The 21,512-nt window shown below is 69.6% G+C and carries 18 protein-coding genes; 7 read left to right on the top strand and 11 right to left on the bottom strand.

Features of this window, described 5'->3' with window-relative positions; translation table 11 throughout:
* Positions 1-929 (top strand): 2-oxoglutarate dehydrogenase complex dihydrolipoyllysine-residue succinyltransferase (gene odhB, locus ENSA7_RS25495; RefSeq protein ID WP_106091956.1); only part of this gene is annotated, 929 nt, incomplete at its 5' end.
* A gap of 54 nt (positions 930-983) precedes the next feature.
* Positions 984-2,423, top strand: a complete 1,440-nt coding sequence (gene lpdA / locus ENSA7_RS25490) for a dihydrolipoyl dehydrogenase (protein WP_106091949.1) — start codon at positions 984-986, stop codon at positions 2,421-2,423.
* Positions 2,424-2,468: 45 nt separating this feature from the next.
* Here the strand turns inward: lpdA and ENSA7_RS25485 are convergent, their stop codons facing one another.
* From ENSA7_RS25485 to ENSA7_RS25470, 4 genes are all read right to left on the bottom strand, one after another.
* On the bottom strand, positions 2,469-3,101 hold the full coding sequence (locus tag ENSA7_RS25485; protein ID WP_146158115.1) for a hypothetical protein: 633 nt from the start codon (positions 3,099-3,101) through the stop codon (positions 2,469-2,471).
* 141 nt (positions 3,102-3,242) lie between these two features.
* Positions 3,243-6,179, bottom strand: a complete 2,937-nt coding sequence (locus ENSA7_RS25480) for a serine/threonine-protein kinase (RefSeq protein ID WP_106091947.1) — start codon at positions 6,177-6,179, stop codon at positions 3,243-3,245.
* 7 nt (positions 6,180-6,186) lie between these two features.
* The gene (locus ENSA7_RS25475) at positions 6,187-6,843 is read right to left on the bottom strand and encodes an RNA polymerase sigma factor (RefSeq protein WP_244923906.1); all 657 of its coding nucleotides are present in this window, start codon (positions 6,841-6,843) and stop codon (positions 6,187-6,189) included.
* Positions 6,844-6,953: 110 nt separating this feature from the next.
* A complete protein-coding gene (locus ENSA7_RS25470; protein ID WP_106091946.1) occupies positions 6,954-8,276 on the bottom strand; it encodes an NHL repeat-containing protein in 1,323 nt (440 codons plus the stop codon).
* 238 nt (positions 8,277-8,514) lie between these two features.
* Between ENSA7_RS25470 and ENSA7_RS44150 the strand changes: the two genes are divergently transcribed.
* Positions 8,515-9,561: a hypothetical protein gene (locus ENSA7_RS44150; RefSeq protein ID WP_181234096.1), complete on the top strand. Its 1,047-nt coding sequence runs from the start codon at positions 8,515-8,517 to the stop codon at positions 9,559-9,561.
* A gap of 91 nt (positions 9,562-9,652) precedes the next feature.
* The gene (locus tag ENSA7_RS25465; RefSeq protein ID WP_181234095.1) at positions 9,653-10,507 is read left to right on the top strand and encodes a nucleoside phosphorylase; all 855 of its coding nucleotides are present in this window, start codon (positions 9,653-9,655) and stop codon (positions 10,505-10,507) included.
* Positions 10,508-10,643: 136 nt separating this feature from the next.
* On the opposite strand, the gene ENSA7_RS25460 is transcribed toward ENSA7_RS25465, so the two are convergent.
* Both ENSA7_RS25460 and ENSA7_RS25455 read right to left on the bottom strand, forming a co-directional pair.
* Positions 10,644-11,051, bottom strand: a complete 408-nt coding sequence (locus ENSA7_RS25460; protein WP_106091944.1) for a hypothetical protein — start codon at positions 11,049-11,051, stop codon at positions 10,644-10,646.
* A 303-nt stretch (positions 11,052-11,354) separates the two neighbouring features.
* Positions 11,355-13,094 carry an alpha/beta hydrolase family protein gene (locus ENSA7_RS25455; RefSeq protein WP_106091943.1) on the bottom strand — a complete coding sequence of 580 codons (1,740 nt, stop codon included), beginning with the start codon at positions 13,092-13,094 and terminating at the stop codon, positions 11,355-11,357.
* Positions 13,095-13,278: 184 nt separating this feature from the next.
* Here ENSA7_RS25455 and aroB point away from each other — a divergent pair, with 184 nt between their 5' ends.
* The 3 genes from aroB to ENSA7_RS25440 all read left to right on the top strand — a co-directional run bounded on the left by aroB (position 13,279) and on the right by ENSA7_RS25440 (position 15,615).
* Positions 13,279-14,451: a 3-dehydroquinate synthase gene (aroB, locus tag ENSA7_RS25450; protein WP_106091942.1), complete on the top strand. Its 1,173-nt coding sequence runs from the start codon at positions 13,279-13,281 to the stop codon at positions 14,449-14,451.
* Between the two features lie 106 nt (positions 14,452-14,557).
* Positions 14,558-15,238, top strand: coding sequence for a hypothetical protein (locus tag ENSA7_RS25445; protein WP_146158114.1), 681 nt, complete (start codon positions 14,558-14,560; stop codon positions 15,236-15,238).
* A gap of 158 nt (positions 15,239-15,396) precedes the next feature.
* Positions 15,397-15,615, top strand: a complete 219-nt coding sequence (locus ENSA7_RS25440) for a hypothetical protein (protein ID WP_106091940.1) — start codon at positions 15,397-15,399, stop codon at positions 15,613-15,615.
* 6 nt (positions 15,616-15,621) lie between these two features.
* On the opposite strand, the gene pgeF is transcribed toward ENSA7_RS25440, so the two are convergent.
* From pgeF to ENSA7_RS25415, 5 genes are all read right to left on the bottom strand, one after another.
* Positions 15,622-16,362, bottom strand: coding sequence for a peptidoglycan editing factor PgeF (gene pgeF / locus ENSA7_RS25435; protein WP_106091939.1), 741 nt, complete (start codon positions 16,360-16,362; stop codon positions 15,622-15,624).
* A 41-nt stretch (positions 16,363-16,403) separates the two neighbouring features.
* A complete protein-coding gene (locus ENSA7_RS25430) occupies positions 16,404-16,637 on the bottom strand; it encodes a hypothetical protein (protein ID WP_106091938.1) in 234 nt (77 codons plus the stop codon).
* Between the two features lies 1 nt (position 16,638).
* Positions 16,639-17,643, bottom strand: a complete 1,005-nt coding sequence (locus ENSA7_RS25425) for an FAD binding domain-containing protein (RefSeq protein WP_106091937.1) — start codon at positions 17,641-17,643, stop codon at positions 16,639-16,641.
* Positions 17,640-20,468, bottom strand: coding sequence for a molybdopterin-dependent oxidoreductase (locus tag ENSA7_RS25420; RefSeq protein ID WP_181234094.1), 2,829 nt, complete (start codon positions 20,466-20,468; stop codon positions 17,640-17,642). Before ENSA7_RS25420 ends, ENSA7_RS25425 begins: the two co-directional genes overlap by 4 nt.
* A gap of 66 nt (positions 20,469-20,534) precedes the next feature.
* Positions 20,535-21,512 (bottom strand): RluA family pseudouridine synthase, encoded by a 978-nt coding sequence (locus tag ENSA7_RS25415; RefSeq protein ID WP_106091935.1) that lies wholly within the window; start codon positions 21,510-21,512, stop codon positions 20,535-20,537.

The following is a 21,512-nucleotide window of genomic DNA, read 5'->3' as shown; positions in this document are numbered from 1 at the left end:
AGTCGGCCCCATCCCCGGCCCCCGCGCAGAAGCCCGCGGTCATGCCAGCCGCTCGCGCCGAGGCGACTCGCGCAGGCGTCGACGCAGGCGCCGTCGAGGGCACCGGGCGCGGCGGACGAGTGCTCAAAGAAGACGTTCAAAAAGCCGCCGCCCAGCCGGCCGCGGCCAAGGCCCCCTCGGCGCCGGCCCCCGCTCCGGCGTCGGCTCCCGCGCCCAGCAAGCCAGTCGGCGAGCGCGAGCGCCGGGTCAAGATGCGGCCGCTTCGCAAGACGATCGCCGCGCGTCTGGTCGAGGCCCAGCAGACCGCCGCGATCCTCACGACCTTCAACGAGGTCGACATGTCCGCGGTCATGCAGGCCCGCAGCGCGCTCAAGCAGGACTTCGTCGACGCCCACGGGGTCAAGCTCGGGTTCATGTCCTTCTTCTTGAAGGCCGCGGTCTCGGCCCTGAAGGCGTTCCCCTCGGTCAACGCCGAGATCTCCGGCGACGAGATCATCTACAAGCAGTACTACAACATCGGCGTGGCGGTCGGCGGCGGCAAGGGCCTGGTCGTGCCCGTGGTCCGCGACGCCGACACGCTCGGGTTCGCGGCGATCGAGCAAGAGATCGGCCGACTCGCCGTGCTCGCGCGCGACAACAAGCTCACGCTCGCGCACCTGTCCGACGGCTCGTTCACGATCTCCAACGGCGGCATCTACGGGTCGATGCTGTCCACGCCGATCCTCAACTCGCCGCAGACCGGCATTCTCGGGCTTCACAACATCGTCGAGCGGCCGGTTGCGATCGACGGCAAGGTCGAGATCCGGCCGATCATGTACCTCGCGCTGTCCTACGACCACCGCCTCGTCGACGGGCGCGAGGCCGTGCAGTTCCTGGTCCACATCAAGCAAGCGATCGAAGACCCGCGCCGCCTGCTGTTCGAGATCTGAGCGCAGCCGCTCCCGCCCCGCCCACTCGCCTCGCGCACCAGGATTCGCATCATCATGGACAGCTACGATCTCATCATCATCGGCGCCGGACCCGGCGGGTACGTCGCGGCGATCAGGGCCGCGCAGCTTGGCCTCAGCGTCGCGTGCATCGAGAAGGACGCGACCCTCGGCGGCACCTGCCTCAACGTCGGTTGTATCCCCAGCAAGGCGCTGCTCGAGTCATCCGAGAAGTACTACGAAGCCACGGACAAGAAGGGCCTGGCCGCGCACGGCATCGCGATTGGTCAGCTCGAGCTCGACCTGACCAAGATGCTTGGGCGCAAGGACAAGATCGTCAAGCAGCTCACCTCTGGCGTCGCCATGTTGTTTCGCAAGAACGACGTCGAGTCGCTGCACGGGCTCGGTCGGTTCACAGGCGAGCGCGAAGGCCAAAAGCACGTGATCGAGGTGGTCGGCGCCGACGGGAAGCCGGCCCACACGATCGCTGGCACCAACGTGCTGATCGCGACCGGCTCGAAGGTCGCCAGCATCCCGGGCGTGGAGTTCGACATTCTCGGCAGCGGCGCCGGGGCCCGGGTCGGGACCTCGACCGAGGCGTTGTCGTGGCCCGAGGTGCCCGAGCACCTGGTGGTGATCGGCGCGGGCGTGATCGGCCTCGAGCTCGGCTCCGTGTGGGCCAGGCTGGGCGCCAAGGTCACCGTGCTCGAGTACATGCCCCGGCTGCTGCCCACGATGGAGACCGACGTGGGCGACGCCGCGCTCAAGCTGTTCAAGCGGCAGGGCCTGGCCTTTCACTTTGGCGTGCGGGTCACCGCGGCGGTCGCGAGCGGCGACGCAGCCAAGGTCACCTATCAAGACGGCGACGAGCAGAAGGTCATCGACTGCGATCGGGTGCTGGTCGCCGTCGGTCGCAAGCCGATGACCGACGGGCTCGGGCTCGCGCAGATCGGCATCGAGCCCGACCGCCGCGGCTGCATCGGCGTCGACGATCACTTTCGCACGAGCGTCGAGGGCGTGTGGGCGATCGGCGACGTGATCCCCGGCCCGATGCTCGCGCACCTCGCCGAGCACGAGGGCATCTGCGCGGTCGAGACCATGGCCGGACAGCCCGGGCACGTGAACTACGAGGCGATCCCCAACGTGATCTACACCCACCCGGAGATCGCGAGCCTGGGCAAGACCACCGCGGAGCTCGACGAGGCCGGCGTGCCTTACCGCGTCGGTAAATTCCCGCTGATGGCCAACGGTCGGGCCAAGGCCCTCGGCGAGACCGACGGATTCGTGAAGATCGTCGCGCACGCGCAGACGGATCGGATCCTGGGCGCCTCGATCATCGCCGCGCGGGCGGGTGATCTGATCGCCGAGCTCGCCGTGGCCGTGGAGTTCTCCGCCTCGGCCGAGGACATCGCCCGATCGATCCACGCCCACCCGACCATGGCCGAGTCCGTCAAGGAAGCGGCGCTCGACGCTCTGGGACGCGTGATCAACTTCTGAGCCGCGACCGGAGGGTGACCGAGCGCGGGCCCGCGCAGGTGTGGCTCACGGTGGGTGCGGACAGTCCCGGTCGGGCTTGACCACTACGACCGGGATGTTCGGTACCACGGTCATCATCGTCGACGAATACGAGGTCACCTCGGTGAATGCCAGCACGTATTCATCGGGGTCCTCGACGATGCTCAAGCGCAGCGCGCCACCGCTCGTATAGTAGCTCTGCGTAGACTCCCCGGTCGGCGAGACCTCGACCTCCCACTCTGTACTGGTGAATTCGAGATCGAGCACGATGGCGCTCAGTGTACCGAAACAGACATTGAGCTCACCATCGTCGATGAGGACATCTCCAGTCGCGGTGATCAAGTACGCGTCGCCAGTCCAGGTGTCTATTTTTAGACCAAGGACGGCCTGCTCGCGTGGTGCGTCGGTGGCCGCGGGGGTCGACGTGATCTCGTGCGTCTCCGAGGGCGACGCGTCGCTGACGGCGGGCTGCCCTAATGTGGCGATGATCCCAGTGAGTACGATGAATTGAGGGAGGGTGTGGTGATTCCAGCTGGTATGTAGCATGGCTCTAAGCCACGCATTCACGCGCCGCCTAATTGGGCATTCACCGGAGTAGTCTGGGGTCGGTGTATTAGGGTGAGGTGCAATAGCGCTGACGGGAACCGTCGGTTCGTCCATTGCGATCTAGTGCACCGCAGCGCGTGCGGTTCACTCGTCATCCCGTGAGCCAACGTGGTGCGGCTATTTGAACCCTACAGCCTCGAACGTCACGCGCGGCTGGTGCGGCTTGGCGTCGTAATCGGGCAGCAGACCCGCGAACTACCCGAGGCCCAGCGCCGCAAGCTCAGTCGGACTCACGCTGAGCTGCTCCAACCACGCGGCGAGCTGCGCAGCCGTAATCGGCGTATCCACCTGCGCTCGCCGAAGACGCTCGAGCTCCCCAGACGTCAGCCGACCGTCGCGCTCAGCGATCAACGCGCGCAGCAGCGCATCCGAAAGCTCATGAGGACCCAGGCTCCCGCCATCGCCTACGTCGGCGTCCAGGGCGAGCAGCTCCGCGCTCGCGCCGTCGAGATCACCGCGGCGCAGCGCGACCTCGCAGCGGGCGTGATACACGGGGATCGACTTGTCGGGCTGGCCCTGGACCCGCGGGAGCAGCGTGTCGAGCAGCTGCGCGGCTTCGTCGATCCGGCCGAGCGCGAGCAGGTTGTTGGCCGCCTCGCTGCGCAGCCTCACCACGACCACGTCGTCCTCTCCGTCGATCGGCGCCCAGATCGCGAGCGCAGCGTCGCTCTGCTCGAGCGCCAGCTCATAGTCGCCCCGAATCGAGTAGATCGAGGCCAGCAGCTGCGCGGGTCGAGCATGGTGGGGGTGACTCGCGGGCAGGCTCTCGAGCTGAATCTCGGCGAGCGCGAGCGCGTGGGTCTCGGCGAGGTCGAGCTCGCCGCGCTCGAGCGCGAGGAGGCTCAGCAGCCACTCGGCCGTGGCGAGGTCGCGGTGCGGTCGGGTGTGGCTGTTCCGCCAGATGCTGGCCGCGCGCTCGAGCAGCTTGCGAACCTCGGGGTTGGCCGCGTCGAATCCTCGCAGCGCCAAGCCCAGGTCGTAGAGCAGTCTCGCGGTCTGGGGGTGCTGGGGCCCAAACGCGGTCTCGGCCTGCGAGACGGCCCGGCGCATCAGCTCGGTCGCCTGCTCGACGTCGCGCTTGGCGACCAGGTTGGCGAGGTTGGCCAGGTAGCTGGATTGATCCCGCAGATCACCGACCTCGGACTGGTCGATCGCGCTTCGATAGCCCCGCTCGGCGCCCTCGAGATCCCCCCGCAGCTCCGCGAGCATGCCACCCGCAAAGGCGAGCCGGGCGCGAGCGCGGGCCGAAGGCTTGACCCGACCCGTCGCCGCCTGTGCGCGCCGCAGCCAGCGGGCGCCGGCCGGCTCGTCGCGCAGCTCGATCAGCGAGCGCAGGGTGAGCTCGGTCCACAGCTCCGCGGCCAGGTAGTCGTGGCGGTTGATCTCGGCGGCGTCGACGGCCTCTTGCAGGCGCTCGAGGGCCTGCTCGAGCGAGCCCGCGGACAGCTCGGCCTTGGCCAGCTCCGCCAGCGCCTCTGCGATCAGCGGCCCATAGCCGAGTCCGACCGCCGCCCGGTGAGCGGACTCCGCCAGCTCCAGCCCGGCTTCGACGCTGCCGAGCACGCGCAGCTCGTGGGCCCGATCGACGTCGCGGCGAAGCTGCTCGACGCGAGCGGCGATCGTGGGCGGCGCGGGCTCGACCCCGAGCAACGCCAGCTCGTCTTCGCAGGCGGTGGCGGGGGGCAGGGCGGCGACCGCCTCGACGGCGTTGGCCAGGCCGTCGGCGGCGATCCCAGGCTCGAGCAGCAACCCGACCAGATCCTCGACCCGTCGGCGCTGGCGTGTGTGACAGGCGATCTGCAGCCGCGCGAGCTCGGGCTCGATGCGGTGCTCGGCGCGTGCCCGACACAGCTGCTCGCGCTCGGCCACCCAGCCCTGCGACCAGCGATCGAGCCCCGCGAACACCCGCTCGCGACTGGCCTGGGCGTGCTCGGCAGCGACCGGCGCGAGCTGAGCCTCGAGCGAGGCGCGTCGCGGAGCATCCCAGGTGCCCTCGAGCTCGCGGCTGATCGTCGCGCAAGGATCGAGTGGTTCGTCGCGGGTCAGCTGCACAGCGCCCGCACCCATGACCAGCGCGGCGCCGACCAACCCGAACCAGGCCTGGCGACGGCGGCGGCGGGCGACGTGCTCGAGGGCAGCCAACAGCGCGCCCATGTTGGGCCAGCGCTGGTCGGGATCCTTGCTCAGGCCGCGCCGGACCACCCGCCAGTACCGGGCCGGCGGGCGCGTGCCCGACCCGCGTGCGGGCGTCAGCGGGACGCCGCGCTCGAGCGCCGCGAGCCGCTCGCGCGAGTTCGTCAGCGAGAACGGCGGCTCGCCCCACAGCGCCTCATAGAGCGCGACACAAAACGAGAACTGATCGCTGCGCGCGTCGACGCCGTCGTCGCGCAGCTGCTCGAGCGGCATGTAGCGGATCGTCCCGCGCACCGCCCCGGTCACGCTCACGCGCGCCTGGATCCCTCGCTCGATCTGCGCTCGATCGTGCGTGGTGTCAGCGCCAGCTCGGGGCTGCTCGTCGCCGAGCGCCAGGCCAAAGTCGGCCACCCGGACCCGGCCGTCGGCGCTGAGCAGCACGTTGTCGGGCTTGAAGTCGCGGTGGACCAGCCCCGCCTCGTGGGCCGCGGCCAGACCCCGGCCGGCAGCCAAGAACCGGTCGAGCACGGCTTGCCATGCGCGCGGCTGCTCGGCGAGCCACTGACCGAGGGTCTGGCCGGCGACGTACTCCATGGCCAAGTAGGTGCATTGCTCATGCTCGCCGATCTCGTAGATCTGCACGACGTTGGGGTGAGACAGCCGCGCGAGCGCCTGGGCTTCACGGCGCAGCCTCGCCTGGCCGACCTCGGTGTGCTGCGCGTCGATCACCCGCTTGATCGCGAGCTTGCGCGACAGGTCATTGTCGTGGGCGAGGTAGACCTCGCCCATGCCGCCGGACCCCAGTCGTCGCTCGATCTGGTAGCGACCGATATGGACCTGGGGCCCGCGACCAAACAGCCGACGGCGGGCTGTTGCGACCACCCGACGATGCTCGAAGCTCTCTTGCGCGGGGCTGCTCGACTGCAGCAGGTCCTCGGTTGACTCCGCCGCGTGGTCGCCCGGTGTGGTGGCGCCCGGTGTGGTGGCGGCATCTCTCATCGCGGCCTCATGTCGTGAGCGGGTCACCCAGGTGGTTGCCCAGATGTTCGCCCAACAGCTCGCGCAGCTCGGCCGCCCAGCCGTCGAGGCCCTCGAGGGTGCTGGACAGCAGCTCGGGCGACGCCGCGATCTCGGCCATGACGGCGCGGAGTCGCTTGCGGGCCTTGACCAAATTGCCGCGCATGGTCGACGGGACCTGGTCCATGATCGACGCGATGTCGTCGGTCTTGAGCTCCTCCCAGTAGTGGAGCTCGAGGATCATCTGGACGTCGACCGGCAGGCGCCGCAGGGCCTCGAGCAGCAGCCGCTGCTCTTGTTTGTTGCTGGCGACGGTCGTGGGGCCGGGGGCGAGCTCGGCCATGGACTCGACCTCGGGATCAATCTTGCGCCCGCGGGCCAGCGCGCGCAGGTGCTCGCGAAACACGTTGCGCGCGATGCCCAGCAAGAACGCCCGAAACGCGATGCCCTCGCGGATCCGAGCCTGGCCTTCGATCAGGCGCAGAAATGTCGCTTGCGTCAGGTCCTCGGCGCCCTCGCGGATCTTGTTCTCGAAGAACCGGGCGACGGCGTCAGCGTGGAGATCGAACAGCTGTTCCCCCGCCTGGCCGTCGCCGTCGCGCCAAGCGTCGAGCAACGCGGCGTCTCGTTCCCACTCCGTGGTCACCTCGGGCGATGATAGCAAGCCTGGGCGCCAGTGGAGATGATCGCAATCGCACGAGGGGCGGTTGACATGAAGCGCGCGAGTCACGAGAACTCGGCGCTGTCCAGCACCGCCTACGGGATCGCGCCGACGCCAGAGAGCGCGAAACCGGTCATGTCCGAGTAGGTGTACGCCGCCACCAAGCCGTCCACGGTCAAGGCCACGGACTCGGTCTCGGGCGAGACCTTGTAGGCCCGGGTCCCGTTGCGTGGAATCGCCCACACGAACCCGTCGAAGTCCACGGCCACGCCCCAGATGAAGTCGTCGTCGGGCTGGGCCACGTTGATCTGCTTGGCGACCGTGAGGGTCTCGGTGTCGATCGCCATGATCTGGCCATAGGCGCCGCGCCACAGCAGGTCCTCACCGTCGCCCATGCAGCCGCCCGTGTGGATGGAGTCGGGCTCGACGAAGTGTCCGACCGATGTCCACATCCCGCTGGCCGGATTGAGCCGGTGGGTCGAGCGGCCGCACAGCCACACGTAGCCATCGGGGGTGACGGTCATGCCGTAGCCGCCCTCCGGGGGCACGGTGTAGGGCGTGTAGCTGAAGTCGCTGCGCGAAACTTTTACCAGCCAGCCGCCCTGCAGCTGCGAGAGCCACATGTTGTCGTCGCTGTCGACGGCGCCCCCGTAGAAGCCGAACCAACCCGGCCACGACTCGGGCAGATCTGGGATCGCGACTTGTTGGATGATCGTGCCGTCGTCGCCGTCGAGCAGCGCGACCGCGGCGGTGCCGAGCGCACCGTCGGACCAGGCCGTCCACACGTCGAGATCGTACCAGTCACAGGTGTCGGGGTCGGCGTACCCGGCGGTCCAGGCGACCGGGCGGTTGTCGCCGTGGGGGAGCGGCGTGTGCCAGGCCACGCACTCGTCCTGGCCCCACGCGAGCACGTCGCCGGCCCCAGTGCTGGTCTGGATCCCGGGCGTGCCGTTTTGCTCGACGCAGTCTGCTTCGCTCGCGCGGATCATGGTCACGCCGCCGAGCCGGTTGGCCACGGCCACGTCGCCGCGGCGGTTGACCGAGGTCCGCGACGGGCTCCCGGCGCTGTCGGGGCGGACGATGTAGCGGCCGAGCTCCACGCCATTGTCGGTGTCGATCTTGGACACCGTGCCCTCGCCGGAATTGGCGATCCAGATGAAGCGATCGACCTCGGTGCCGGCTTCACCGCAGGCCTCGCCGTCGCCATCGCCGCTGGGATCGCCGTCGCCGTCACCGCTGGGATCGTCGCTGCCGTCGCTCTCACCAGACTCGGTGGCCGTGTCACCAAACGACGTGAGGCTGTTGACGCCGTCGCTGCCGAAGGTCTCCGCGCGCTGATCATCGCCGCCGCACGCGACCACGAGGCAGACCGAGGCGACGCACGACGACGTCGCCAACCCAATCGAGCGTCCGAACATGGATCATGGGTACCACGAAACCACGCGATCTCATCGACAGGGGATCGCCCGCGAGCACCCGGGCAATGGCGCGTGCGTGAATTTCTGTTTGGCACGCGCGGCGTGAGGAATTGGTGGCGGATACGCAGGCTTGATAGGCTGCGAGCATGCGGGTCTCGGCCTGGGGTGTCGCGGTCAGGTGTCGTTGCCGGCGCGAGTAGGCATACGACGCGAGCGAGCGCTCGAGCCGTCGCGCCGCGTGTGGGTGGGCCTGGCGATCGGCGTGGCGCTGGTGGGCCTCGGGTGCGAGCGGGGTCGGCAGCCACAGACCGATGCCGAGTCGAGCTCTGCCCGTGAGCACCCGCCCGACGCCGATCTCGGCCTCGATACGGGCGCGGTTCGGGCCAGCGTCGTGGATGGGCTCGAGCTCGCCGCGAGCGACCCCGTGGTGGCGCAGGGCTTGGGCCTGGCCGCGCAGCTCGAGCAGCCCGAATCGCAGGCCGCGATCGAGCGCCTGCTCGCGCGGGTCGCCGACGACCCCGAGCTGACCCGCGCCGCCGATCAGCTGTTCGCTCGGCTGCAGGACAGCCCCGCGATGCGCTCGGCGCTGATCGACTACGCACGCCAGAACCCCGAGCTCGACGCCGCGGCGCTGAGCGAGGGCTTGGTGAGCTTCGTGAACGCGCGGCTGACCCGGCCGGAGCTGGCCACGCAGCTCGAGACCCAGCTGCGAGCCCGGCTGCGGGCGATGGATCCACCGCTCGCGCGGGCGTTCATCGCCGACGCGGGCGGGGCCTCGGCGATCGCGGCTGGCGTGGTCTCGCGGCTCGAGGATCCGAGCTTCGGTGTGAAGCTGCGGGAGCGACTTGGGCGGGAGCCCGCCGCGGTTCAGGCTCGCCTCGAGCGGCGGCTGGCGGACCCGGCTCGCGTGGGTCCGCTGCTGCTCGCGCTGAACGCTGAGCACGACGAGCCCGGGTCGGGCCTCGACGTGGTCGCGCAGATCCTGGATCACGAGCGGACCGCCCAGCTGCTCGCCGCAGCGCTCGCGCGGATGTTGACGGACGAGCAGCTGCGCGAGCGCTGTGAGCAGCTGTTCGCGCTCGCGCTCGCGCCCACGTTCGACGAGGCCGCGTTCGCGCGCGCGCTCGATGAGTTGCTCGCCGAGCCCGTGGTCGCGCGTGAGGCCGCCGCGCTGGTGGGTGCGCTCGCCCGCGAGCCGGACGTGCGCGCCCACGTGGAGCGGCTGGTCGCCTCGTTCACGAGCCGGCCGAGCTTCGAGGGGCTGCTGCTCACTGCGCTGGACTGAAGCGGCTGCCCGCAGCTGCGCCACGACCCTGCGCTGCCCTCGTCCAAGTGTGCGCGTGACAGCCTACCGCTGTGCGCTCTACAGTCGGGGTATGTCCGGCACGGCCAACGCCCCGCGCAGCGCAGACGACCGCCAGTATCACATCGGCGTGCGCCCCGGTGAGGTCGCGCCCTCGATCTTGTTGGTCGGCGATCCGTCCCGGGCCAAGCGCGTCGCCGAGGCGTTCTTCGAGTCCTACGCCGACCCTATCTCCGAGCGCGAGTATGTGACCTACACCGGCCGCTATCGCGGTCGGCCGATGAGCGTGATGGGCACGGGCATGGGCGCCGCGAACACCGAGATCGCGGTCGTCGAGCTGTGCCAGCTGTTCGAGGATCCGACCAAGATCGCGATCGTCCGCGCGGGCAGCTGCGGCGTGCTGCAGGCTGGGATCGGCCTGGGGGATCTGGTCATCACGAAGGCCGCCTACCGGCTCGAGGAGACCACGCTCGCGTTCGTTGGTCCGGGGTTTCCCGCGGTCGCGCATCCTGAAGCTACGATCGCGCTGCTGTGGGCGGCCGAAGATCTCGGCGCGCCGCATCATTTGGGGATCACCGCGACCGCGCCGGGGTTCTATGGTGCGCAAGGCCGCGAGCTGCCTGGGTTTCCGCCGCGCGAGCTCGACCTCGAGGCCAAGCTGGCGCGGCAGGGGGTCACGAACCTGGAGATGGAGACCTCGGCGCTGCTGACCCTGGCGGCGCTGCGTGGGTTCCGGGCGGGGGCTGTTTGCGCTGCGTATGCGAACCGTGTGCACGATACGTTCATCGCGGAGGCCGATAAGAAGTTGGCCGAGCAGCGCTGCGTGGAGGTTGGGCTCGGGGCGTTGGATCGCCTGGCGCAGCTGGCCGAGCTGCGTGGGGATCGACCTTGCTGGCACCCCGGCGTGGGGTTGGGCGAGTCGTCCTGAGGACGCGACGTGGTATTGGGGCGCTCCGGTGGGAGCTCACGGGGAGAGGGTCGTTTGTTTGGGTCGAGCGGCCAAATCCTTCTGGCTTTGGAGCGCCGATCAGTTTCGGAGTCACGACCGCGATCGCGACGGCGACTCATGATTCCGTGTCCCTCCAGACCGCTCGATCCTCGACGATCTCTCCCACGTGAAAGGGCACATAGGTCCTCGGGCCAAAGAACTCCCGAGTCATGACCATCCAAAAGTCGCCGGAGAGCTGCTCTTTCACCGTCACGGACGTCTCCTTGCCGTCCGGCCAGTATGTGTAGCGCGTGAGGTGCAGGGTGCCGTTGGTGCGCAGACGGAACGTCGCCACGTATCCGCGGTAGCAGCTCGTGGCGACCTCATTGTCGTGTGGGACGTCTGGCCGGTTCTCGAATCCATACTCCTCGCCCCAACCGTGGTTGCTGGAGGGATCACCGCGGATGATCCGCTCGAGCCGTAGCCCTTTCAGGTTTACGCGGGTGTGCTCGTTGACGAGGATGTGGGGGACTTGCTCAGTCACGCCGACAAGATTACCGCCCGTCCTCTGTCCAGCGACAAGGCCACTGCGCGGGAATGATCCGATCCCCACGGATACGACCCCGTGGCGATCGAGGGCCCGAACGATGATGGCTAGACGGACAGATCTCGGCTGGGCCACGACTCCGCTCGACGAGTTCGTGCCGGACCCGACGCACTGCGTCGACCACCGGAGCCCCTGACCGACCCGTCGAGCCTCGGCGGGGAAATGGTGCGACACGCCGAGAGGCCGCAATTCCCTCACTCGACCTCGACGTCAAACTTCCGGGCGAAACAGACCCCAAACCTACGAGCCACCCACGCGCGCGAGCGACCAGCTCACGACCCGCTCGATCATCGCCCCATCCACGCGCCGCCGCAGATCCGCGTAGTGCCCCGGCGTCGACACCCCGAGCTCGCGCTTGAACAGATGATCGAGCTCCTCAAACAGCTCCGTCGCGCTGCCCTTCGCCCCGCGCTGCTCGACCCACTCGCGGATCACCGCAAAGTCTCGCTCGGGGCTGACCTGAAAGTCCTTACCGCCCTGCAGCGCCAAGATCGGCGCACGAACCTTGGCCAGCCGCGCGAGCGGGTCTTCGGCGAACGCCTCGACCATCCACGCGCGCGCCCCCTCGCTGCTCGCGGGCAGATCCTCACCGGCGAGCGCGGCGTCATGAACCCGCTGCGCTCGATCGACCGCGACGCGGACCTCGCCCTCACGCCGCCCGGCGAGCGAGGCCCGGATCTCGTCATAGACGAGCTCCCGCAAATTTCGACCGGGCCCGGCGAGCAGCACCAGCCCCGCGACCTTGCGCTTGCGGCCGCGCGCGCGGGTGCCCTCGGCGGCGAGGATGCTGGCGACCAGGGCACCCTCGCCGTGTCCGATGATGATGATGCGCTCGGGGTCAACCTGATGCTGAGCCGCGAGCGCGGCGAGGGCCCGACGCCCGTCGTCGACCAACGCCGCGAACCCAGGGTTCGGATCATCTCCGATCCCGCTGCGACCAACCCCGCGATCATCGACGCGCAGCAGCGCAAAACCAGCGGCCGCGAGCAAGTCCTGCAGCTCGTGACTGCCAAGGTCGATCGGGCTGCGCGGCACGATGCCGTGGCGATCCTGCGGCCCCGCGCCGCCCACGAACAGCACGGCGGGTCGGTTCTCCTGCGCGGACCCAGCGGCCAGCACCAGCTCGCCGGCCAGCGTTGGCTCGCCCTGGGCACCGGGAATCTCGACCGGGATCAGACCCAGCCCCTCGGGCGCGCGGTAGCTCGGTCGCGGGCTGCCCGGCAACAACGGCGCCAGCGCGTCGTCCGAGATCGGCCGGTAGATCGGGGCGTCGCCAGCCACCACCGCGGTGATGTGCAAACCGGCGAGCCCCGCGGCGGCGCCGTCCAGCGCGAGCACGCTCGACCCAGCTCGCGCCTGCGCCCGGTCGTCGTCGAGCCGCTCGAAGCTCAGCTCCAGCGCGGTGATCATCTCGTGCTCGGGCACGAACCCACGCTGGTGCATGCCTCGCTCACCGACCCCAACACCGAGCCGCAGCATCATCTCGCGCAGGTAGACCCCGTGGCCGGGGGTCACCCAGACCCGAGCGGCGTCATTGATGACCAGCTGATCACCCAGCCGCCGAACCACCAGCTTGCCGTCGATCCACGCGAAGCGGGTCACGAGCTCGGCGGTGCGAAATTCGGCGTGGCGCGGCTGCCCGCGCTCGTCGAGCCAGGTGTGGAGCTCCCAGCTGGGCCGCAGCTGCTGCAGCGGCTGAAATTGAGCGACGAAGTGCCAGAGCGCGCCGTCGTCGGGGTGCTCGATCCGACCCAGACACGCGCCGCGGGTGCGTGCGAGGATCGTGCCGCCGTCGCCGAGCACTGCCCAAGCACGCAGTGGTTGCTCGCACAATCGCGCGACCGTGACCGGCGGCGTGTGCTGAAGCGCGGGCGCTGGCGCGGGCTCGGGTGGCTCGCTGTCGTTGCGCACGCAAGCCGAGCCGCACACCAGCGACATCACGAGCGCACACCTGGCGTAGATCGTGGCGGGGACGGCCAACCTCGGCGAGCGTAGCCGATGCTCGCACGGAACAGTAGCGTGAGCGGCAACGGCGCTGTGGACTGACTGCTGAGCGAAACACCGTCCGGTGGTAAGTTGCTCTTGGCCCGCTGGCCGCGATAAGACGCCCCTGCGATCGAGCCCGCAACGCGTGGCCCGATCTTCCTTCGAACACGAGCACCCAATGTCGCAGTCGCAGTCGCAGCGGGGCACGGAGAAGCGCAAGCCGGTCGCATTGCACGTCGCGGTGCCGACCGAAGACGAGAGCTACCCCGTGCTCATCGGTCCGGGGCTGCTCGCCAAGCTTGGCTACGAGCTGCGTCGCAGCCACTCGACCGCGCGTCGGGTCGCGCTCGTGTCCGACGACAACGTGATGCCGCTGTACGGCGAGCTGGCCAAGTCCAGCCTCGAGGCCGAGGAGTTCGTGGTTCACAGCTTCACGGTCCCGGCCGGGGAGTCGTCCAAGAGCGTCGAGCAGCTCGTCAAGCTGATCGAGGGCATGGTCGGCGCGCAGATGGGTCGGCGCGACGTCGTGGTCGCGCTCGGTGGCGGGGTCGTCGGTGATCTGGCTGGGCTCGCGGCTGCGATGTTCATGCGCGGGATCGCGTGCATGCAGTGTCCGACCTCGCTGGTCGCCCAGGTCGACGCGTCGGTCGGGGGCAAAGTGGCGGTCGACCTCCCGGTTGGCAAAAATTTACTCGGCACCTTTCACTTTCCCACGGTCGTGCTGATCGACCCGGAGGTGATCCAGACCCTGCCCGACCGCGAGCTCGGCTGTGGCCTGGCGGAGATGCTCAAGCACGGGGCGCTGTTCTCCCCCGAGCACTTTCACCAGGTCGTCGCCGCGGCCGACGATCTGTATCGGCGCGACGCCGACGTGCTCGCGCGGATGGCCGCGGCCTCGGTCGCGCTCAAGGCCGCGTGCGTCAGCCGGGACCCCCGCGAGCAGGGCGAGGCCGGCAAGGGTCGGGTGGTGCTCAACCTCGGTCACACGGTTGGCCACGCGCTCGAGCTCGCGTCGGGGTTCGAGCTCAAGCACGGCGAGGCCGTGGCGCTGGGCCTGATCGCGGCCTGCCGGGTGTCGGAGCGCAAAGATCTCGCCAAGGCCGAAGACGGCGAGCCGGGGCTCGAGGAGCAAATGAAGGCGGCGCTGACGGCACTGCGGCTCCCGACCCAGCTCGATGACTGGCTGACCCCCGAGCGAATCGAGCGCCTCGAGGCCGGGCTCGGGAACGACAAGAAGCGCGGCTTCTCCAGCATCTCCTACATTGGGCTGTCGCGGATCGGTGATCCAGCCGTGCTGTCACTGACTCCGCAAGAGATCGTGGGTTTGTTGCGGAATCCGAAGCCAGATTGATAAGCTGGCTGGGACGGCCCTCACCGGTCGCGCCAGGAGCTTCATGATGACCTCGAGCCTGTCTTCCCGTATTTTCCGCGCAGGTTTGGTCGCGGGATCCATCGTCATGGCCCTCACTGGCGGCGTTGCCTGTGTCGAAGATCAGGACTTCGTGATCGTCGATCGCGCGATCTGGTTCAGCGCACCCGACAGCTGCACGCTCACGGGCTCCGAAGACACGCCGCTGGCGATGACCGTCGACGTTCTGTACGACACCCGGATCGGCATGGCCTTCCTGGTCAGCAACGAACAGGTCCAAAACAACAACAGCAACACGGGCATCGACGACTCGGAGATCGTGATGGAGACCGCCGAGGTCAGCCTGAGCTTCTCGGGCGGCGGCGTGTCCACCAGCGCGTTCGAGGTTACGATCCCGACCAACTCGATCCCTGGCGGGACGTCGCAGACCTTCTTGATCCAGGTGCCCGCAGACATCTCCGCGTCGCTCCGCTCGACCATGCAGGGGCTCCCCGCTGGCAGCTTCGAAACCCTGGAGATGGAGGTCGTCTTCAAGGGCCGCCGGACCGGGCAGGTCGGCAAGTCCAAGCTCGGCGAGGTCAAGACGCGCCCCTACGTGTACCCGTTCGAGATCTGCCTCGGCTGCCTCGGAATTTGTCTGCCAGCGAACGACTGTGGCGGCGCGGCCGAAGATCCCCCGGTCTGCGCGAGCGAGGCCGCGTGGGCCGGCACCTGCGGGTTTGCCCAGGGATCCGCGGTCTACAACCCCCTGTGCACGGCTCCGTCGTGATCTTCGTTCGTGCGCGGTGGGCCGCGGCGCCCGCTCCGCGGACTTCACGCCGATCAGAAAGTCCTGTCCGTTCAGCCTGACAACCCTTGTGGGACATGATAGGTTCGGCACCTGCCCAGCCGAGATCGTGCTGAGGCTTCGTACGTCCCGGAGGACACATGTCGCTCGCAGAGATCCAAGACAACAAGTGGGAAGTCGAGTCCATCAAACCACCGGTGACCAATCCCGCTTCAATCGGGATCATCATCATGATGGGCGGGTTCGCTCTGTTCTTCGTCGCCGTCATCATCGGCTCGGTCATCGGCTCGTTCACCGAGACCCAGGAGATGAACTTCGACAAGGTCCAGCGCGACGACGGCACCAAGCCGGCTGAGTAAGCCGCTTCACCGCAGCCCGATCAGGCTCAGGTGCTGGCCGATGCCAGCGCCGTCCAGTCGGTAAGAAAAATAGAGATCTGGGTTCGCGTGGGTGCAGCTGCCCACGCGTTCTATTTGTGCGGCCGGGACGCCGGCCTGGATCAGCTGGGCTCGGACACACGCGACGAGATCCACATGGGGCTTGGCGCCGAAGCTGCGGTCGACGAAGCGATCCTCGAACTCGGCGGCGACCTCCTCGCCGACCTCGAACGCGGGCAGCTCGATGCACGGGCCGATCGCGGCGAGCAGCTGGACGGGCGCGACGTCGCCCTCGTCGCACAGGGTCTGGACCGTGCGCCCCGTGATGTTGGCGACCGTCCCCCGCCACCCGCTGTGGATCGCCGCGACCACGCTGGCGTCGCGGTCGCAGATCAAGACCGGCACACAGTCGGCGGTCATGACGCCAACGACCTTCGCGGGGCCCGGGTGCGCGCGGGCGTGCCAGAGCGCGTCGGCTTCGCTGTCGGGCGTGAGCTCGTGGGCGGCGAGCACCCCGACGCCGTGAACCTGTCGGACCCGCACCAGCTGCTCGAGCTCGAATTGCGCGAGGCTGGCGATGCGGCGCAGGTTCTCGGCCACCGCCTCGGGGTCGTCACCCCAGCGCTCGCCGACGTTGAGGCTGGCGTAGCGATCTTGGCTGACGCCGCCGATCCGCGTCGAGAAGCCATGGATGATCTCGGCGGGAAACAGCTGGGCACGCTGCAGCATCGGGGCAGTCTATCGTCGCGAGCACGCCCCGCCCAGCGGCGTCACTCGGGCGGGGCTGGCTTGCGCAGGCGCAAGGTCAGGGCCGAGGGCACGAAGCAGGCCCGCTGCGAGCCGCACCGCTCCGGCGCCGCGAGCTCGTCGTCGGGTCCCCAGCTGCGACAGGTCTCGAGGCACGAGTAGGGGACCTGGTTGCGGGCGAACGCGGCGAGGATCTCGTCGGGATCGTCGAGGTCCCGGGTGATGCTCTTCCACCTGAGGTTGCGGCACAGTTGCATGTCAGGCTCCGTCCTGGCTGGGGGTGGTGATCGCGGAGGGGGAGGGGCTGGTCTGAAGCGCGCGCTCGAGCGCCTCGAGCACGGCGCCCTCGAGCAGCTCGAGCTTGTAGCCGGTCATCGCGAGCGGCTTGGCGTCTGCGCGGGCCAGCGCGGCGGCCTTGGCCAAGGCGAGTGGTTCGGGCACGACGCCGACCAGCGCGTCCTCGACCGCGCTTAGGCGCAGCGGCGTCGGGGCCACGCCGCCCGCTGCGACGCGGACAAACACGATCGCCCCGGACTGGTCGAGCACGAGTCGGACCGTGACTTCTGCGAGCGCCCACTCGGCGTGGGCGCGGTTGCTGGCGCGCACGTAGGCGCTGCGCTCGTTCGCGACCGGTGCGCCCAGCCGGATCGTGGTGATGATCGCGTGCTCGGCCACGGCGTCCGCACCCAGCACCGCCTGGATCGGCGCGCGCGTGGGCTCGGGCGTGGCCGGCTGGATCAGCTCGACCTCGGCCTCGTAGGCGACGAGCGCCAGCGCCACGGTCGACGGGTGCGGCGCGACGCAGGGCGCGGTGTCGAAGCAGACGTGAAACAGGTGATCGCCTTCGCGCGCGAAGCAGCTGGTGCCGCCCTTTCGCAGGCACTGGTAGTCCGGGTGGCGGTAGTACCAACAACGGGGCGCCTGCATGAGGTTGCCGCCAATACTCGCGACGGCGCGGATCTGCGGGTTCGCGAGCGCCTCGCAAGCCTCGGCCACGCCCGGCCAGCGCTCGCGGAGCACCCGGTGCGCGGCGAGGTCTGCGAGCGTGGTCATGGCGCCGATCCACGCGCCGCGATCATCACACGCGACGCTGTCGAGCCCCGGCACGTCACGCAGATCCACGATCGGCGCGAGCGTGTGCTGACCGAGCACGGCGAGGTGCTGGCGACGCTCCTGCAGATCCGTGCCACCCGCCCGGTAGCTGCCGCCCAGCTCGACCGCGAGGGCCATCGCTTCGTCGACGGTCTTGGGGAACACGATCATGGCTGGGCCCCCGAGGTCTGCGCGAGTCCAGCGAGCACACGATCGGGTCGCAGCGGGATGTGTGTGGGTCGCCAGCCGGTCGCGTCGTAGACCGCGTTGGCGATCGTGGCCGCGGGCGTGAGCGTGGCCAGCTCGCCAATGCCCACGCCCTGGCCGCGGACCCGCTCGAACCCGCCGGGCACGAACTCGACCTCGATCTCCCCGATGTCGCCGAGCCCACACAGGCGGTAGTCCTCGAGCCCGCCGGTCAGCAGCGTGCCGTGGCGTGGATCGAGGCGGCGCTCCTCAAACAGCGCGTAGCTGATCCCCTGGACCAGCCCGCCCTCGGCCTGGCTGCGCGCGAGCAGGGGCGAGTAGATCTTGCCCACGCTCACGCCACAGGCGCTGCGCAGCATTCGAACCCGACCCAGGCGGGTGTCGACCTCGACCTCGCTGATCTGCACGGTGGCGCTGAGGTAGCGTGAGAACGCGAGATCGGCGATCGGCGGGAGCACGAAGCCGCCCTGGTCGCGTCCGCGCTTGCCGGTGACCGAGATCGCGGGCGCGACCTCGAGCAGCTCGGTCCAGGTCAGCCGGCCGCCGTCATGCTCGACGCCGCCCGCGATCGGCCTGACGTTGGCGAGCTTGAGTCGGCGCCGCGCGACCTCGACCAGCTCGTCGCGCAGCTCGATCGCGGCGTCGGTCGCCGCCGGGCCCAGCGAGGTGGCGGTGCGGCTGCCCCCGGACATCGGGCCGTGCACCGCCTTCGAGCTGCCGATCTTCACCGTCAGGCTGTGCGGATCGACCCCGAGCACGTCGGCGACGACGTCGGCGAGCAGCGTGCGGCTGCCGTTGCCCATGTCCTGGCAGGCGGTCGAGATCACCACGCCGTCGCGGCTCGCGTCGATCTGCACGCGCGTGGCCGGCTCGGCCAGGCACCACCAGCTCGCGGTGGCGATCCCGATGCCGCGCCGAAACCGGCCCGTGTCGCTGCGCGCGGGTCGTCGCGCCTGCCACATCGGGTGGGCGCTGGCCCAGTCGTAGACCCGCTGGCGGCTGTCGTTCTCGTTCCAGCTGCTCCGCAGGGCGATCGGGTCGACGGCGTGCGTGATCGCCAGCGCGTCGATCGCTTGCTCGATCGCAAAGTACATCGGCGGACCCCCCGGGCCGCGGAACGGCGAGCTCGGCGGGGCGTTGTTGAGCACGTCGTAGTCGGACAGGTGCTGGTCGGCCTGGGGGTAATTGATCCGGGCCAGGATCGACGCCGACGAGCCGACCGCGACCCCAGCGTCGGACCGCGAGTCGATCACGAAGGCCGGCAGCGTATCCATGGCCCCGGTGACGCTGACGGTGGTGCGCAAGCCCGGGCGCGAGCCGCCGACCGCGAGCTCTTCGCGGCGATCGTTGGCGTACTTGACCGGCTGGCCACAGACCCGCGCGAGCTCGATAGCGATCACCATCTCGATGTAGATCAGCCCCTTGGCCCCGAACCCGCCGCCGACATAATCGGCGATGACCTCGACGTCCTCGTGGCGCAGGCCCCAGCGGGTCGCGATGTCCTCGGCCATCTGGCGGACCCCCTGCGACGAGGCGTGCACCCGCAGCTTGTCCGCGCTCAGCCACTCGGCCACCGCGGCCTTGGGCTCGAGCGGCGTGTGCAGCTGGACCTGGGTCTCGAAGCTGCCCGAGTACAGCTCGCCCTCGCCGTCTCGGGCCCGCTCGACCCGTCGGCGCGCGCGGCCTCGGTTGTGGGAGAACAGCTCGAACGGCCCGCGCAGGTTGCCGCGCCAGGTCTCGGGCAGCAGCGGGGTCTCGTTGGCGTTGGGCGCGGCCTTGCGGGCCTTCTTCTCGGCGTAGAGCTCGGGCGCGTTGGGCTCGAGCGGGGCGTCGAGCCCGAGCACCGCGGGCAGCAGCTCGTACTCGACGTGGACCTTGGTGAGCGCCTCGATCGCGGTGGCCTCGTCGATCGCAGCGAGCGCGACGATCTCCTGGCCGACGTAGCGCAGCTTGTGGCCCGGCCGGGTCAGCTCGATCGCGCCGACCACCCCGGGGTGAGCGAGCGCGCCGCTCCAGTCGATGCTGCCGAGCTTGGCGTGGGCGTGAGGCGAGCGCAGGACCTTGGCGATCAGCAGACCCTCGGGCGCAATGTCGACGCTGTACTTGGCCGCGCCCGTGACCTTGGCCAGCGCGTCGATCCGCGGGCCCTGGTCGGGGCCGTCGTCGAACTTGCCCGCGCAGGCGCCCGCGACCGCCCGGTAGATCGCCACGTAGGCGCCACAGCGGCACAGGTGACCCGAGAGCGCGGCCGCGATCTCGTCGCGGCTCGGGGTCGCGGCGCCGTGCTTGGCCCGAAATCGATCGTGAAACGCCGCGGACTCGACGATGAAGCCCGGCGTGCAGTAGCCACACTGAAGCGCGTCCTCGGCCATGAACGCGCGCTGGATCGGGTGCAGCTGACCGCCCGCGGACCGGGGCCCAATCCCCTCGACGGTGTGGAGCTGGCGGCCCTCGAGCTTGGTCGCCGGGAGCAGACAGGTCGCCACCGGGGTCCCGTCGAGCTGCATCGTGCACGCGCCGCAAGCCCCGTGGCCGCAGCCGAGCTTGCTGCCGGTCAGGCCCAGCTGCTCGCGGACCACGTTTAGGGTCGAGTGGTCGGCCCCGACCCGCAGCGAGACCCGCTCGCCGTTGACGTGGGTGTTCAGCTCGACCGTGTCGGTCGTGGGTGCCGACTCGGGCAGTTTGGGGTGGGTGCCCACCGCTGTCTGCCGCTGTGGTTTGGCGCACGCGACCGTCGCTGTCGCGCCAGCGACCGTGCTCTTCAGGAATCCGCGTCGTGTCGTTTGCATGGCTACCAGGCGACTCGGGCTATCGGCCATTCCCTAGTCGTGCTCTCATACCACGGCCCTGCGCGGTCAGCTGCGGGTTGGCCTGGGGGTCTCGAGCGCGATCACGAGCTCCGCGAGCTCGGCCGCGAGCGGCGACTCGAAGCGCAGCCGCCCACCGTCGGGGTGCTCGAAGCCCAGCACCGCGGCATGCAGCGCGTGGCGGCCCAGCTGCTCGGACAGCGCCTGCTCGCGCGGGTCGCGAACCCGCCGCCCATACAGGCTGTCGGCGAAGATCGGGTGCCCGACATGGCGCGCGTGCATGCGGATCTGGTGGGTCCGCCCGGTCTCGAGCTCGAAGCGCAGCAGGGCGGCCTTGCTCCCCAGCGCCCGGACCAGCGACATCGTGGTGATCGCCCGGCGCTCGCCGTGCTCGGGGCTGAACCGGCGCCGCTCGGTCGGGTCGCGCCCGTGCCAGGTCTCGACCCGATGCTGCGTCCAGCTCGGGACCCCATGCACGATCCCCAGGTACGCTCGCTCGATCGAGTGGGCACGAAATTGCTCGGCGAGGGCCGTGAGCGCGGGCAGGGTCTTGGCCACGACGATGAGCCCGCTGGTGTCGCGGTCGAGGCGGTGCACCACGCCGGGGCGCTCGGGTCCGTTGCCCGGCAGCACCGGGAGCGCGCGGGCCTCCCGGTTGACCTCGAGGTGATACAGGACCGCGTTGACCAGCGTCCCGTGGCTGTGCCCGGGGCCCGCGTGCACGACCATGCCAGCGGGCTTGTCGATCACCAGCAGCGAGCGATCTTCATGAATGATCGTCAGCGGGATCGGCTCTGGCTCCGCGTGGACCAGCGGCTGCGGGGCGAGCAGCTCGAGCTCGACCTCGCACGCGCGCTCGAGCTTGGTCCCGCGCTTGACCACGCGCCCGTCGATCCGCACTTGTCCGGCGGCGAAGCTGCGGGCCAGCTGCGAGCGGGTGATCTCGTGTCCCAGGCCAACCAACGCTTCGACCAGCGCCCGATCCAGACGCTGGCCGATCACCGCCTCCGAGAGGCCAACTTGCAT

Source organism: Enhygromyxa salina, assembly GCF_002994635.1.
In the GTDB taxonomy this organism is placed as follows: domain Bacteria; phylum Myxococcota_A; class Polyangia; order Nannocystales; family Nannocystaceae; genus Plesiocystis; species Plesiocystis salina_B.
The sequence above is the reverse complement of the archived record's forward strand: the minus strand, read 5'-3'. Positions and strand labels throughout refer to the sequence as shown.